The sequence below is a fragment of the Acinetobacter towneri genome (genome assembly GCF_001758345.1).
GTDB classification, from domain to species: Bacteria; Pseudomonadota; Gammaproteobacteria; order Pseudomonadales; family Moraxellaceae; genus Acinetobacter; species Acinetobacter towneri_A.
Map to the genome: position 1 here is coordinate 214,705 of NZ_MKQS01000001.1, position 15,488 is coordinate 230,192.

The 15,488-nt window shown below is 39.3% G+C and carries 11 protein-coding genes and 4 pseudogenes; 7 read left to right on the forward strand and 8 right to left on the reverse strand.

Features of this window, described 5'->3' with window-relative positions:
• Positions 1–131: 131 nt before the first annotated feature.
• Positions 132–1,514: a tRNA 5-hydroxyuridine modification protein YegQ gene (yegQ, locus tag BJN41_RS00950; protein ID WP_070152352.1), complete on the forward strand. Its 1,383-nt coding sequence runs from the start codon at positions 132–134 to the stop codon at positions 1,512–1,514.
• A gap of 27 nt (positions 1,515–1,541) precedes the next feature.
• The gene (locus tag BJN41_RS00955; protein ID WP_019836654.1) at positions 1,542–1,811 is read left to right on the forward strand and encodes a YfhL family 4Fe-4S dicluster ferredoxin; all 270 of its coding nucleotides are present in this window, start codon (positions 1,542–1,544) and stop codon (positions 1,809–1,811) included.
• Between the two features lie 235 nt (positions 1,812–2,046).
• Here the strand turns inward: BJN41_RS00955 and ahpF are convergent, their stop codons facing one another.
• From ahpF to BJN41_RS00990, 7 genes and pseudogenes are all read right to left on the reverse strand, one after another.
• The gene (gene ahpF, locus BJN41_RS00960; RefSeq protein WP_070152355.1) at positions 2,047–3,612 is read right to left on the reverse strand and encodes an alkyl hydroperoxide reductase subunit F; all 1,566 of its coding nucleotides are present in this window, start codon (positions 3,610–3,612) and stop codon (positions 2,047–2,049) included.
• A gap of 233 nt (positions 3,613–3,845) precedes the next feature.
• Positions 3,846–4,763 carry a hypothetical protein gene (locus BJN41_RS00965; protein WP_019836652.1) on the reverse strand — a complete coding sequence of 306 codons (918 nt, stop codon included), beginning with the start codon at positions 4,761–4,763 and terminating at the stop codon, positions 3,846–3,848.
• Between the two features lie 55 nt (positions 4,764–4,818).
• Positions 4,819–5,946 (reverse strand): toxic anion resistance protein, encoded by a 1,128-nt coding sequence (locus BJN41_RS00970; protein WP_019836651.1) that lies wholly within the window; start codon positions 5,944–5,946, stop codon positions 4,819–4,821.
• 30 nt (positions 5,947–5,976) lie between these two features.
• Positions 5,977–6,768 carry a hypothetical protein gene (locus BJN41_RS00975; protein WP_019836650.1) on the reverse strand — a complete coding sequence of 264 codons (792 nt, stop codon included), beginning with the start codon at positions 6,766–6,768 and terminating at the stop codon, positions 5,977–5,979.
• Between the two features lie 213 nt (positions 6,769–6,981).
• The gene (gene rnk / locus BJN41_RS00980) at positions 6,982–7,386 is read right to left on the reverse strand and encodes a nucleoside diphosphate kinase regulator (RefSeq protein ID WP_004972920.1); all 405 of its coding nucleotides are present in this window, start codon (positions 7,384–7,386) and stop codon (positions 6,982–6,984) included.
• A 163-nt stretch (positions 7,387–7,549) separates the two neighbouring features.
• Positions 7,550–8,803, reverse strand: coding sequence for a serine hydroxymethyltransferase (glyA, locus tag BJN41_RS00985; protein WP_019836649.1), 1,254 nt, complete (start codon positions 8,801–8,803; stop codon positions 7,550–7,552).
• Positions 8,804–8,980: 177 nt separating this feature from the next.
• Positions 8,981–10,242: pseudogene (locus tag BJN41_RS00990) on the reverse strand (alpha/beta hydrolase).
• Positions 10,243–10,494: 252 nt separating this feature from the next.
• Here BJN41_RS00990 and BJN41_RS00995 point away from each other — a divergent pair.
• From BJN41_RS00995 to BJN41_RS01005, 3 genes and pseudogenes are all read left to right on the forward strand, one after another.
• A complete protein-coding gene (locus BJN41_RS00995; protein ID WP_070152358.1) occupies positions 10,495–11,193 on the forward strand; it encodes an exonuclease domain-containing protein in 699 nt (232 codons plus the stop codon).
• Positions 11,194–11,302: 109 nt separating this feature from the next.
• Complete coding sequence (locus tag BJN41_RS01000; RefSeq protein WP_019836646.1) at positions 11,303–11,992, forward strand: hypothetical protein; 690 nt, start codon at positions 11,303–11,305, stop codon at positions 11,990–11,992.
• A 225-nt stretch (positions 11,993–12,217) separates the two neighbouring features.
• Positions 12,218–12,586 (forward strand): annotated as a pseudogene (locus BJN41_RS01005) (hypothetical protein).
• 97 nt (positions 12,587–12,683) lie between these two features.
• Here BJN41_RS01005 and BJN41_RS01010 read toward each other — a convergent pair.
• Complete coding sequence (locus BJN41_RS01010) at positions 12,684–12,902, reverse strand: hypothetical protein (RefSeq protein WP_004972907.1); 219 nt, start codon at positions 12,900–12,902, stop codon at positions 12,684–12,686.
• Positions 12,903–13,968: 1,066 nt separating this feature from the next.
• Between BJN41_RS01010 and BJN41_RS15775 the strand changes: the two are divergent.
• Together BJN41_RS15775 and BJN41_RS14525 are read left to right on the forward strand one after the other, a co-directional pair.
• Positions 13,969–14,267, forward strand: a pseudogene (locus tag BJN41_RS15775) (helix-turn-helix domain-containing protein); the annotation flags it as partial.
• A gap of 92 nt (positions 14,268–14,359) precedes the next feature.
• A pseudogene (locus BJN41_RS14525) lies at positions 14,360–15,460 on the forward strand (IS3 family transposase).
• The last annotated feature ends 28 nt before the right edge of the window (positions 15,461–15,488 follow it).

Below are 15,488 nucleotides of genomic sequence, written 5' to 3' on the forward strand. Positions count from 1 at the left end.
GAACTTTCAATATCAAGATTAGCCCAGCGTTTCAGCACGAGTTTTCTTCTGAATCCCGAGCTATTTACTAGGTTGAATCCTAAATTTAGATTCATACAATAAAGCCATATTTCTGCTATTGCTTTTTGATCATGGTCATTTCCCACGTCACCGAACTTCTTTCTCCTGCTGGTTCTTTAAAAAACATGCGCTATGCATTCGCTTATGGTGCAGATGCAGTCTATGCAGGTCAGCCGCGTTACAGTTTGCGCGTGCGGAATAACGAATTTGATCATGACAATTTGACAATTGGTATTCAAGAAGCACATAAATTAGGCAAAAAGTTTTATGTGGTGGTGAATATCCAGCCGCATAACAGCAAACTCAAAAACTTTATTCGTGATCTAGAACCTGTAGTTGCTATGCAACCCGATGCGCTGATCATGTCTGACCCAGGTCTGATTATGATGGTGCGTGAAAATTTCCCCGACATGCCTGTACATTTATCGGTACAAGCCAATGCGGTGAACTGGGCAACGGTGAAATTCTGGCAAAATATGGGTTTAACCCGTGTCATTCTTTCGCGTGAATTGTCAATTGAAGAAATAGAAGAAATAAAAAATAAAGTTCCTGGCATGGAAATTGAAGTATTTGTGCATGGTGCGCTGTGCATGGCCTATTCAGGTCGTTGCATGCTTTCAGGCTATATGAATAAACGTGATGCCAACCAAGGCGCATGTACCAATGCCTGCCGTTGGGAATATAAAATTCACGATGCAAAAGAAGATGAAACAGGCGACGTAATTCCTGTCAAAAATCTTTCTGAATCTGCCGATGCAGATGAACAACACATGCAGGCACAGCATCAATTTAACGAGCCTGTGTTATTACAACGTAATGATGAAGATATGTTTGCTGCTGAAGAAGATGAACACGGCACTTACTTTATGAATTCTAAAGATTTGCGTGCAGTGCAACACGTTGACCGTTTAACTAAAATGGGCATCCATTCATTAAAAATTGAAGGTCGCACCAAATCTTATTTCTACTGCGCACGAACTGCACAAATTTACCGTAAAGCCATTGATGATGCGCTTGCAGGCAAACCATTTGACCCTGCATTGATGACTCAATTAGAAGGCTTAGCTAACCGTGGTTATACCGAAGGTTTCTTGCGTCGTCATGTGCACAGCGAATATCAAAACTACGCAACAGGTTCATCAAATTTTGATCATCAACAATTCTGTGGTGAAGTCTTAGAACGCAATGGCGACTACATTAAAATTGATGTAAAAAATCGTTTTGTGGTAGGTGACTCTTTAGAATTGATGACACCACAAGGCAATATCTATTTTACTTTAACTGAAATTAAAGATAAAAAAGGCAATTTGATTGAAGATGCCAAAGGTTCAGGGCATATTGTAGAAATCCCTGTACCTGCAGATGTCGATATGCGTTATGCCCTGCTGATTCGCAACTTGCCAAATTCGACTGCAGATATTTCTGCCTCATCCTTGGCTTATCAAGCCAACTAAGTGGCAATAAACTAAGCGAGTATTGCGATGGCACTCCTGATTACCGACCAATGCATCAATTGTGATATGTGCTTACCCGAATGCCCGAATGAAGCGATTTATGAGGGGGATAAGGTGTATGAAATTGATGTGGCGCGTTGTACAGAATGTGTGGGGTTTTATGACTACCAAACCTGCGTTTCAGTCTGCCCAATTGAATGTATTATTCCGCATCCTGAGCATGTCGAAACCAAAGAGCAACTGCAGGAAAAGTTTAATCAGCTAAATTTATTTGGAATAAATAATAAGGCTAATTAGACTGAAATGAATCCAACTATAGTAAAGCAAACTGGATGTTAAAAATAAAAAAAGAACTGAATTGTTAGCCGACCCAGTTCTTAAAACCAAAAATAGAATAAATAAACTTTTAATACTGTCCGATAACGCAATTTACTGAACATAGCGCCTGAGTATTGGGGAACTCAGGCGCTATCTTTTTAGCGAATACATTTAAGGATGATTCATCCGCGTATTCAGATGTATTCGTTCAGACTTATTGACCTGAACGAATGATGTAATCAAATGCTGAAAGTGATGCTTTCGCGCCTTCACCTGTTGCAATGATGATTTGCTTGTACGGTACAGTTGTACAGTCACCTGCGGCAAATACACCTTTTACATTGGTTTCGTTGCGCTCATTAATCACAATCTCACCACGATTCGTCAACTCTACTTTTGACGCTTTTAAGAAATCCGTATTTGGTAATAAACCAATTTGCACGAAAATTCCTGCAAGCTCAACAGTATGCTCGACATCTGTCGCGCGGTCTTTATATTTCAATGCAGTCACTTGCGCACCATCACCAATCACTTCAGTCGATAATGCATTGGTAATTACAGTGATATTTGGCAAGCTGTTCAATTTGTTTTGCAAGACTTGGTCTGCACGTAATTTAGTATCAAACTCGACCAAAGTCACATGCTCTACAATCCCTGCAAGGTCAATCGCTGCTTCTACACCTGAGTTACCACCACCAATCACTGCAACACGTTTGCCTTTAAATAATGGGCCATCACAGTGTGGGCAGTATGCCACGCCACGGGTACGGTATTCTGCTTCACCTGGTACATTCATTTCTCTCCAACGTGCACCTGTAGATAAGATCACCGTTTCCGATTCAAGTGTTGCACCATTTTCCAAAGTCACTTCGACCAAACCATTGGCAGTTTCATCAGCACCTTTAATGGCAGATACTTTTTGTAGATTCATAATATCTACATCGTATTCACGCACATGCGCTTCCATTTCTGCCGCAAACTTTGGACCTTGTGTTTTTTGGATAGAAGTAAAGTTTTCAATATCCATGGTGTCCATGACCTGACCGCCCATGCGCTCAGCCACAATACCTGTACGAATACCTTTACGCGCTGCATAGATTGCAGATGTATTCCCAGCAGGGCCGCCACCAATTACCAAGACATCAAAAGCTTCTTTGGCATTCAGTTTAGCTGCATCTTTGCTTGCAGCATCTGTATCTAATTTAGCTACAATTTCTTCCAAAGTCATACGACCTTGACCGATGTGGTTGCCATCTTGGAATACGATTGGCACAGCCATAATTTTGCGCTGCTCAACTTCTTCTTGGAAGAATGCACCATCAATCATGGTTGCTGTTGTGCCAGGGTTGTAAATCGCAATGAGGTTCAAAGCTTGTACAACGTCTGGACAGTTGTGGCAGCTCAGCGATACAAACACATCAAAGTGAGATGAAAGATTCAATGCTTTGATTTGCGTTAATACTTCATCCGATACTTTTGGTGCATAGCCAGAAGTTTGCAATAACGCCAAAATTAATGAAGTGAACTCGTGCCCCATTGGTAAACCTGCGAAGAATACGCGCGGTTGCTCACCTACTTTTGCAATCCCAAAACTTGGTACACGTGTATTGTTACCGTCAAAACGTGCTGTAACTTGTGGTGAAAGTGCCGCAATTTCTTCAACCAATTCTTTAATTTTGGCTGATTTATCAGAACCATCTAAAGTCGCCACAAGTTCGATTGGGCTTTCAAGACGTTCTAATAAAGTTTTAAGTTGTGCTGAAGTATTTTGGTCTAACATAGCTAACGTCTCCAAGGGAGTAAATTTATTTGTTAAGGTTATCTTACGAAAAATAGTTACATAGGGGAAACGGTTTATTTTTATATTTATGATCGTTTTTTTGAATGATTGCTAAATTTTTAAAATATAAATTCAGCAACTTTGTTCCAGCATCGAAAATGTAGCTAACGTATTCATATTCCACAATAACATATTTTATGCTTGACTGCTGCAACGATTATTATCCTCTACTTTTATTCCAAATGTTGTTGAATCCGCTGAATACGTTGCTGTAGATGTCGCGATAAAAACCACAGTACCGCAGAGAGGATTAACATAAACACCATCACCACGAAATTCAAATAATAAGCAAGTCTATTTAATTGTTCTGCTTGCTGCACTTGTTTCTGTACGCTTTGCGCCATAGGTGTTAAAGCTTTGCCATAAACTTGCTGTTGGATCGCCCACAATTGTTCAGGTTTAAAGCCATATTGTAAAAATTCCGGATCTTGCTGCTCGGCTTTGACCAAAGTTAATACTTGTGGAATGGCTGCATCTTTATCTGCAGGATGGTGCAATAAAGCTGTTTGCGCCAACAAGTAAGCTTTAACAGGCATGGCCATGTCTGCATTTTGTAAATAACGCGCCAATTCACTTTCTTGAATGTGCTTTTCATAATGCACAATTTTAGCATATACCTGCTGCGTATCATCTTGTCGGTCATGCTGCACATAACTCAATGCCGACCAGAGTAAGATAAAACTCAGCAACCAAGCTACAAACTTCAAGACAAAGGATTGAAAGCGTACGTAGAAAAAACGAATTTTCCTAAGTAGATGAACTAAAACGAATGCACCCATAAACGACACAGACAGTTTTAAAATCAACCAACCAAACCAGCTCAATAAGCTGAAAAAATAATCAGGTTGCTGCCCTAAATTTGCCAAAGTCGCATCGACACTTGCAGGCATGTGTAATTGCTGAACTTCAGTGCTTAAACCAAAGAAGCTATAAATCACATCTTGCTGAATAAAAAAGCCAATTGCCGATATAAGCACCACCGTCATAGACAGCACAGCCAAAAAACTGAGCTTTTTTTGGCGCTGCTGTAATGCCACAACACCTGTTTTTAGTTGCTGTGGCTGAATGGCATATTCATCAAGTGCGGGCAAATCCGACTCCTTTTCAGGTAAATTTCAGATTAAATAAAGTCATTGTCAAACACGTTTATTCACCAAACTGTTGGCTTGATCCAATCACCAATTGATTTAGATTCTCTTGCAAGGCTCGTAAACGCGTAGTCGCTTCTGCACGTTTTTGCATGCCTTCTTTTTGTACCTGAATCACATCGTTCACAGTTTTAATGAGGGTATTTTGTACGTGTTCAAGGGTTTCAATATCAATCACCGAACGCTGATTGGCTTTGGCAGTATCCACCGAGTTTTGATGCAATAAATCTGCATTACGGCGCAGTAATTCATTGGTGGCATCATCAATACTGTTGGCCAGTTGCACACTGTTTTTCTGCTCATTTAAAGAAATCGCCAAACTAATCTGGTTTTTCCACGCAGGTAAGGTAATGTTTTTAATCGCATAAAATTTATCGACCAACATTAAATTATTGGACTGGATAATCCGAATCATCGGCAAAGTTTGCATGGCAGATTGTTGCAACACCTGCAAATCACTCACCCGCTTTTCTAAATTATTAGCAAGATGATTGAGATCATAAATTTTTTGAGTCGTGGTCTGATCCTGCGGCTGCGCGGAAAATTCAGAAATTTGCTGCTGAATTTCCTGCTGTTTTAACTTACCTGCTGCAATATAAATCCCCAATTGTTTATATTCATCTTGCACACCATGAAACATTTTATCCAGTGTATCTACACGGTTTTTTAAACCATTTTGTGAGCTTTCAATTTCTGTGACCAGACTATCAATTTGCGCTTTGGTGCTGTTAAAGTTTTGATCAAAACTTTGTTTAGCGCCTTTTAACTTATTGAATAAACCACCCAAAAAGCCACTGCTTTTGTTTGGATTTAAAATACTGTTGGTATTTAACTGCTGTGCAACCTGCACCACCTGATTCAGCTTTTGCCCTGTGACATCCAAATCCTTATTTTGCACCAAACCTAAAAGCTCATCGGTATAACTTGACGTTTTAGTGGCGATATTTTTGCCATATTCTGCAACCGAATGATGGCTAAGATCGCTTAATTCTTTACGCGCAGCCAGCACCTCCTGAAAGTCATCAGGCTGTAAGCCAATTTCCTGCAAATTGAGTTGCTGAAATTGTTGCTGAGTCTGTTCATCACTCACTTGCACAGCGACGTTGCGTTGTTCAGAAGTTGTCATATTTCGCCTCTATCTAATCAAAACCATGCCTTATGATTGCGCAGGTTTTTCTAAGGATTTTTTTAATGTCTTAATTAAATGCTCACGACTTTGATCCAGCTTTTCTAGCTGACTGTGTGAGCCACTTTGCTGACTTTGTTTGACATGATATTGCCATGCAGGAATGAGTACCTGCTGCGCTTCTTTAAAGCGATCTAACAAACTAAAAGAGAGTTGCTGTGAAAGTTGCATTTGAGTAATCGCAATATCATTACTACTTTGCAAAGTCTTTAAACTATAAATTTTCTTGGCCAGTCGTTCGCTAAAATTATCCAAAGGATGCTGATTGCGCACAAATCGTGGATATTCCAATAAAAATTCATCGGCAGCTTGAATATATTTCGCCATTTGCTCACGCAAACCAACCAACTGCTGAAAACGTGATTGTGATTTCTGAATTTCAATTTGCAGCTTTTGACTCAAACGGTCTGCTTGCCCTAACAAATGATCTAGGTTTTTATAATATTGCACTTGCCCCGCGCCATATTCCAAATCTATGCCTAGCCACTTTTGTAGTGCATTAAACTTACGTTGCTTTAACACTTTTTTAGATTTGCCAAGCGCCTGAATCAACTGCTCAATGGTCACACTCAATTGCTGGGTTAAATGTGGATCTACCCCATCCAATAAAACTGACTGCGCTTGAATCACCTGATCTGCATAATGATTTAGACGATATTGATCATTCAACAACGGTACTAAATCATTGCGTTGAATCGCCAAAAGCTCAGCACGATCCACCGTAATCTCTTGCAAAGGCAGCAACACTTCAAACTGAGCCATAGACCATCACAACCCTCTTTACATGATTTTATAGTACGTGTTTTTCGGCTAAGGTCATGTAATATTTTGCAATTTTTTATTTCGATCTGCTTAAATGCTTTTTTATAGATTCGCATAACATCAGTCACAAGATGCCTGATTCAAAACACCAGTGCATAAAAAAGCCATGATCAACATGGCTTTCAATGTTCCTAACGCAGGATGATAAACAGATTATAAATAATCGCCTTCACGCTCTGGCTGATACAAAATCTTCTCAATTTTGACTTTCATCATATGACCATCGGGCTGTGGCCATTCAATTTCCTGACCTTCAGCTAAACCTAAAATGGCAGTCCCGACAGGTGCAACCACATTCACCTGCCCTTTCTCACCTTTAAAGTCATGCGGATAAACCAAGGTAATTTCAGTCGGTTCTTTTGCAGGTGCAATGGTAATCAATGCGCGGGCATTCATGCTCACCACATTATTCGGTACATCTTGTGGCGCAACCACTTCAGCACGTGCCAATTCATCTTCTAGATGTTGCATCGTTGGCGTCAATTTAGGTTGATGCTCAAGCATCGTTTCCAAACGGTGCAAATCTTGTTCTGAAATAATAATCTTTGGTCTAATCATTTACTTTTATTCCTGTCATTCCGACAATACTGTCATCATCAGCTTGCCTACAATCATATTCAATACGCTTAAGTTATAACAGAAATTCAGCTTATTGAACGAAAAATCAATTTTTTACATCCATAAAAAAAGCCCCCTTGAGGGGCTTTTCTCAAGGCTGTGCTTATTTTGCGTAAACTGGGAATTTCGCGCAAACAGCTTCAACTTTTGCTTTTACAGTATTAATTACAGCTTCGTCACCTTTGCTGTCAAGAATGTCTGCAATCCAACCTGCAAGATCACGTACTTCTGCTTCACCAAAACCACGTGTAGTTACTGCTGGAGTACCAATACGGATACCAGAAGTTACAAATGGAGAACGTGGATCGTTCGGTACAGAGTTTTTGTTTACAGTAATGTGCGCAGCACCTAACCATGCATCTGCATCTTTACCTGTAATATCTTGCTTGATTAAAGAAAGCAAGAACAAGTGGTTTTTCGTACCACCAGATACGACATCATAACCACGTTCGATAAGAACTTCAGCCATCGCTTGCGCATTTTTAACAACTTGTTGTTGATACGCTTTGTATTCAGGCGCCATTGCTTCTTTAAAACAAATTGCTTTTGCTGCAACTGCGTGTACCAATGGACCACCTTGGTTACCAGGGAACACAGCAGATTGTAATTTTTTCTCGATTTCTTCGTTTGCTTTCGCAAGAATTAGACCAGAACGTGGACCACGCAATGTTTTGTGTGTTGTCGTAGTCGTTACGTCAGCAATTTGCACAGGGTTCGGATATACACCAGCAGCCACTAGACCTGCTACGTGTGCCATATCTACAAATAAATAAGCACCAACTTTGTCTGCGATGTCGCGGAAACGCTGCCAATCTACAATTTGGCTATACGCAGAGAAACCCGCAACAATCATGCGTGGTTTGTGTTCAAGCGCTAAACGCTCAACTTCTTCGTAATCAATTTCGCCAGTTTCTGGGTTTAAACCATATTGGATAGCGTTATATGTTTTACCTGAGAAGCTTACTTTTGCACCATGAGTCAAGTGACCACCATGTGCCAAGCTCATACCTAACACAGTGTCGCCTGGGTTAAGTAAAGCTAAGTAAACTGCAGAGTTTGCTTGTGAACCAGCGTGTGGTTGAACGTTAGCATAATCTGCACCAAAGAGTTCTTTAGCACGGTCAATCGCCAATTGTTCAATAATATCTACGTATTCGCAACCGCCGTAGTAGCGTTTGCCTGGGTAGCCTTCTGCATATTTATTGGTAAGTTTTGAACCTTGAGCTTCCATTACTGCAGGTGAGCAGTAGTTTTCAGAAGCAATTAACTCAATATGAGCTTCTTGGCGCGCATCTTCATTGGTGATCGCTTGAGCTAATTCTGGATCAAATTCGGCAATAGAAATATTGGCAAACATTAGCGAGGTCCTATTAATTTAGGGCTTTTAAGCCGTGCTAAGATTGGCGCGTATTGTAGCATAAAGTTTGTGAACTGAGAGAATGAACTTTGCTCAGTTTTACATAAAAATAGCTCATGTTTCAGATAAAACATGAGCTATTTTAGGTCAAATCAATCTTTATCGTAATTCAATGACTTATTGAATAGGCATTAGTGATTGAACATCTTTGACAATCTCATCCATATTATCCACATACACCGAACCATGATCCCATTTTTGCTCTACAGGTAAATCCTGATCAGTGACGTAATGAATTTTAGTTCCCATCCCTTGAGCTGACTGAACCAAGTAATCCGTGACTTGTTTCGGTACAGTTGGGTCAGCCGTTCCTTGATAAATAAATATAGGCGTACTGATTTTCACTTTTAATGGCTGTGAACCATTGGTTAAGAAATCTTTAACTTCAGGGATGGTCTCATGAAATTCGGTTGAGTACGTGGATAACCATCCAATTTTCCATAAGTCTGTGCGTGCTCTCGCATTGGCTGAAGCATACTCCCACCTAATGCCTCATAACAGATTGACTCTGCCTGAGCAGCAAGTTGATCTGTTGGTGACACAAATATTTCAGAATATTTCAAGGTTGGAGCAGTATTTCTTAGCCCCGCAGCAATTAGAGCAGTAAACGTATCTAATGGTACAAGTGTCTGTACTTTCTTTATTACATCTGGCTCCTGAGCTGYTTTTTGTTCACCACCCGCCAATACCAACGCTAAATTTGATGCAGGTGCGATAGCTATGGCACCCTTATAATTTAACTGCGCACGCGATGCATACTGCGCTGCACCTAAAGCCGCATGTCCACCCTGTGAATGTCCAACTACACTCCAGCGCGTTTCTGCCGTGTTACCCAAAAGCTTGCTTGCGGCGACAACAGCATCTGTAATCGAATACGCCGCACTTTTTAAATTTAAGAATGGATGTAATTCTTTAGCGCTTGGTTCACCTAAACCCTCATAGTCTGGTGCAACAACGGCGTAACCTGCAGCCAATAATTTAGCAATGAAATATTCATTTCCTTTTAAACCTTGACGGCTCGGCGCACACGCGTCTGCCACACCTGTTGTGCCATGCGCCCAAACTACAAGTGGCCATCCGCCCGCAGGCTTAAGTGTTTGAGGGGTAAAAACCAGTGCAGTTGCCTGCGTTTCTTGTCCATTTACCCCTAACATTTTATAAGTCATCAATGTTTTAGATGCACTCACTGCATCTAAAACATTATTTGCATTTGCACCTTGATCTAAATAAGACTCTGTTTTTACGATAGGGGCACTAAAATTATATTTCGGAATACCATCATCAATTACTACAACGCTAGTATCGTCATGATCATCATTACATGCCGTTAAAAACAAACTGCTACTGACCAAAGCCACACTTAACCATATTTTTTTCATTTGCTTACCCTTGTCTTCATATTCTTATTGATTGCATCCTTCGCAATCTTTAGTTGTACGCTTTTTTATAGCATCAGGCAAGACTATACAAATTAATATGCAACTGTATTTTATTTAAAATTAAACACTTACTTTAAAAAACCGGTCAATCGATCACATATAGAGTAGTTTATAAAATTTCGATTCAATTTGTCATACGCAACCGCTAATGTTAGATTGCATTTGTATTGAATGACGCAAGCGAATTAGGACATGCAGGCTATTATTCTCGACACTGAAACCCATACTTTAAATGGACAACCTATTGAGATTGCTTACGCCCCCATACAAATTCAAGATGGCAAAATTAGTCTGGATAAAAGTCAAATTTTCGATCAGTTATATCAGGTCGATGAGCCTATTTCATTCGCAGCAATGGCGGTACATCATATTTTAGAATCGGATTTAATTGATCAACCGCATTACAGTAGTTTTGAATTACCTGCCCAAACCACCTATATCATTGGGCATAATATTGATTACGATATTCGCGCTCTAGATAAATGTGGTGTAGATACCTCTAAAATTAAAGCCATTTGTACTTTGGCACTTGCCCGTCGCGTATGGCCGAATGCAGAAGCACACAATATTTCAGCTTTAATTTATATGATTACCAAAGGCAGCGAAAAAGCGCGTGACATGATTAAAAAAGCGCATCGTGCCGATATGGATATTATTTTAACGGCCAATATTTTGATGCACGAAGTTCATCAACTACAAATTCAAAGTATTGAAGAACTCTATATCGCCTCAGAGGAAGCACGTATTCCACACATTATCAATTTTGGCAAACATCGTGGTACTGCAATTGCTAACCTTCCTACCGATTATGTGCAATGGTTATTAAGACAAGAAGATTTAGATCCTTACTTACGCAAGGCGCTCGAAAATACCAGTATTTTGACTTTATAAATATTTCAAGTGAATCATCCACTTTTTACTTGTCATAATTTATTCATCTTAATGTAATTTTCAAAGTCTATGCTTTGCCTTAATTTATTGGGGAAATAAATTAAGGCTCATGTTTAATTATCAAAAAACTCAACTCGGTCTAGATGCATTACAACAACGCACACGTGATTTAAATGCACGTCAACGTCGTTTATTGGTACTGATTGGTACTGAAGATTTTGATTTACTCGGAGATCAATTCAAGCAACGTCTTGCACCACCTGAATTGATTGAACAGCTATTAGATATGCAATTGATTGCGCCTGCTACGCTTGAGCAAGACAGATTGCAACAACAAGAGCAAGTACCAACACCGAACCCTTTACACACAGAAATTCATAGCCAACTTGCAAGCAGCATCCCTCAAGCACATGCAGAAAGTTTGGCAGAACCAATCCGCACTCAACATCTTCAAGTAAATTCAGTTCCTGCATATTTAGAAGCACGTGTTGCAGCTGCTATCAATACTACAGAACAGGCCGCTGAACAACCTGAACCACAAGCAGAAACACAGCCTGAAATTTCAGCTTTGAGTTTTGAAGATGTAAAATTTCTCATGATGGATACTTTACAACGTCATTGTGGATTAATGGCAAAACAACTGATTCAGCGAATTGTACAAGCGCAGGATATTCGCAGCTTAAAACTCTGCCAAATGCAATGGATTACCTCTTTGCAAGAAACACGTTTGCCACCGAAAGCACTCAATCAGATTTTGCAGCAAATCAACCACTCTCTGCAAAAGCTTAATCCGACTTAAAGCTTAGATTTTTGTACTTAGTTTTAAGTCTTTTTAACAATTAAAACTATGCTTAGGGATATGCATTAATTTATTTTTATTATTTTTCAACATCTTAAGAACACATGTAAATCTTAGATTCATTATCCCTATAAAAACTAAGACTTTAGCGGCATAGCCCCGACTCATAAAAATCAACGATATAGTATTTTCTAGAATTGTTGAGGCACAAGGTTATGATGAGTCATGCATTTTTTAGCGTTTGATGCTTATGACAATCCAATGCAACTCGGTAAAGTTGGCAATTGGGTGATTACCTTTTTAAGCCCAAAAGATCAGTAAAGCCAAATACAGCTGGCGATTACCAATCTATTACTACGTCAAATTTCGGCACATTTACAACCGCGATGCTTGGTAATTCAACAAAGTACAGATGTCCTGCTCTGGTAAATCTTGCAGATTGAATGTTTTGATAGTCAAACCAAACAAGAGTTGAGTTTTGAGCCTGATAATAAATTGGGCACGCCGTCATTCAAAACTATCCAAGAATTTGATAAATACGATGTAAATATCCTACATGTAAAAGATCAGGCGGTTAAATGTGACATGTTCTGAGCTTGATGAGCACTTTACTTGCATCTACTTAAAAATTTGTGCACAAAAAAGCTCATCGAAATGAGCTTTTCTAAAAATCAAGTGGTCTCACAAATAATTACTCCAACACACGGAAAATACTATCAGACTCTCGGCTTTCAAACAAAAGTTCGATGCTTGGTAAAATTACTTCACCTTCCACAATAATGTGTTCAATTTTGTGAAATAGTGCCAAACCCGCTGCCAATGAAGTTTCTGGGATATTACGTAGCAATGCTTTTGCTTCGTAAATATGGCTAAACTGGTCTTTAACTTTAATATCGATGATTTGCGTCATTGTTGTTCCCTTTTTCTTGACGGAAGTTTTTTATACCATAGCTTATAAATTTTTTAAAAAAGTGAGTTGTTAGATTGTTTGACAATGTAGTATTTTTTAAACTAAATTTTAATTATTTAATAAATTCAACCACATATTTTTTAAAATTTTATTTACAACTTACAAAATCACAGTAAAGTTGCTTGTTTTTTATTCTAGCACAGAAAAAACTCGCATTGCTGCGAGTTTTTTTATGTTGGAAGGCTAGTGCTGATTTTATTGTTTGAACAAAAGTTGCAAACTCAACGAGCTGTCATTGATCCGTCCAACTGCATCGTAGCGTCAATTACATTGAATGACCTACTGTAATTTCAATATAGTGAAACTTATTTTTTACTGCAATAGCCCACTACATTTCAACACATTCACACAGCAAAATTTCAATTGATTTAATTTTCAGTTGCGGCATAATTTTATGCGGCTAAAAGCTCCAGCTTTACGATTAGCTTCTGTGCGAATCAAAAATAAATTAAAAAAACAATACGCAGCTGATTACTCAATTAATTCAATTTCATAATTAACATCTTGCAGCATATCTTTATTGTATAGCTTTACCATTGCTGTAGCTTCAGCAAAATCATAAAACAAACCTGCTCCCCTTCTGCCACGGCTTTACAACGAAATTCCGTGGTGCCAATTTCTGATGTGGAAAAAGTTGAATGATATAGCCCAGGAAGTTGCTCTCAGATTTTCAGTTTTAAAATAGGTGAGTATTATATGACTTTGTTGCACTATGATTTGAAATACAAAGCGCCTTGCACTAAGGTTCTCTCCTAAGCATCGGATGACATGTACCATAGTTTCAACCGAACTGTGCAGATGATAGCCTGACCTATTTTCCATAGCGTCATACCTGAGATACCGTCTTGGCAGCTAATCAGGTTTAGAGATTATTCGATTAATAAATAATGTATTTAAAAGGCAGTCTGATGTTTTAAAATGCCATAACTCAGATGTATAAGCTTGCGCTTTGCAGCACCTAAAAGTGTGTGATTCAGAGACATCATTTTCAATATAATGGGTGTTTATGAATAGAGAAGTTCAACTAAGATTCGTATGGGTTAAATTATTTGAAGAGACCAATGATGCTGGCCTAGTTTGTCGGAGATGTGGCATTTCTAGACCAACGTTGCGCAAGTGGTGGAAAAGATATTCTTAACAAGGTATTGATGGATTAAGTAGTCAGAGTAAACGTCCTTTAAATCGCCAAATATTAAAATCGATGCTGAGCAAGCAGCTTTAATATTAGAAATGCGCTCGGCTAGAAATCTTGGTGCTCTAGGTTTGCAAACAGAATTGATGAGGCTGCACAGAATCTCGTTGTCCTAAGCGACTATCCATCTAGTGATCCTAGCCAAAATAATGGACAGCACGTCCCTCTAAAGATAACGTAACTTTAATCTTTGGAGATTCAAGAAATGGCTAAACGTTTTAGTCCCGAATTTAAACAGCAAGCGATTGATTATGCACTTTCAAACTCCCACGAAGCTATAGCTGCAATCGCCCAGAAATTAGGTGTGGGTTATTCAACCTTAGACAAATGGATTCGTGAAGCCAATCCAGTGGGTTCAAGCAAACGTCAACTTTCACCAGAACAACAGCGGATCTTGGAATTAGAGAAAGAAGTCAAACAGCTCAAGGAAGCCAATGACATCTTAAAAAAAGCGCATGTGTACTTTCTAACAGATCATGCCAAGAAAAGTACACGGTAATTCAAGATCTAGATATGAATGAAGTCACCGTATCTTCTGCCTCTAAATACCTAGGTGTCAGCACTTCAGGCTATTATGCCTGGCAAAAACGTCAAGCCAATCCAGCACAGAAATATAATGACTTAAAAGCCGTATATTGGCAGCATCATGCACGATTGGGGGCACCTTCATTAGTACATGACATGCATGAATTAGATTACAACATGAGCGAACGTACTATTGGAAGGATGCTAAAAAAGCTTGGTTTACGTAGCAGGATTGCACGTAAATACAAGCATACGACTGATTCAAACCATCGTTTGCCTACAGCACCCAACTTGTTGGATCGTCAATTTACGGTCAATGAACCCAATAAGATCTGGACAACGGATATTACCTATATCCGTACTAAGCAAGGTTGGCTGTATTTGTGTGTGATGCGTTTCATTATGCAATGGCTCGTCAGGGGTATCCAATGGGTGTCATGGTGCATTCGGACCAAGGCTCACAGTACTGTAGTCGTGATTTTAGGACGCTATTATTGACGAATAACTGCGTTCAAAGTATGTCACACAGTCTTGCGCAGTATACTGCTCATGTTGGGATAATGCAGTGACCGAAAGCTTCTTTCATACATTGAAAGGTCATGTGGTCCATGGCAGTGTGTTTGCCACTCGAAAAGAAGCGAATACTGTCTTGTTTGACTATATTGAGATTTATTACAATCGGGTCAGAAGGCATTCCGCAAACGGCTGGTTAAGCCCAGAAGCCTTTGAACAGAAATATTTTAAGAATTTAGAGGGATTTGTTGTCCACGATACTGTCTAGGATCAAGAATCGGATGAAAAAATTAACG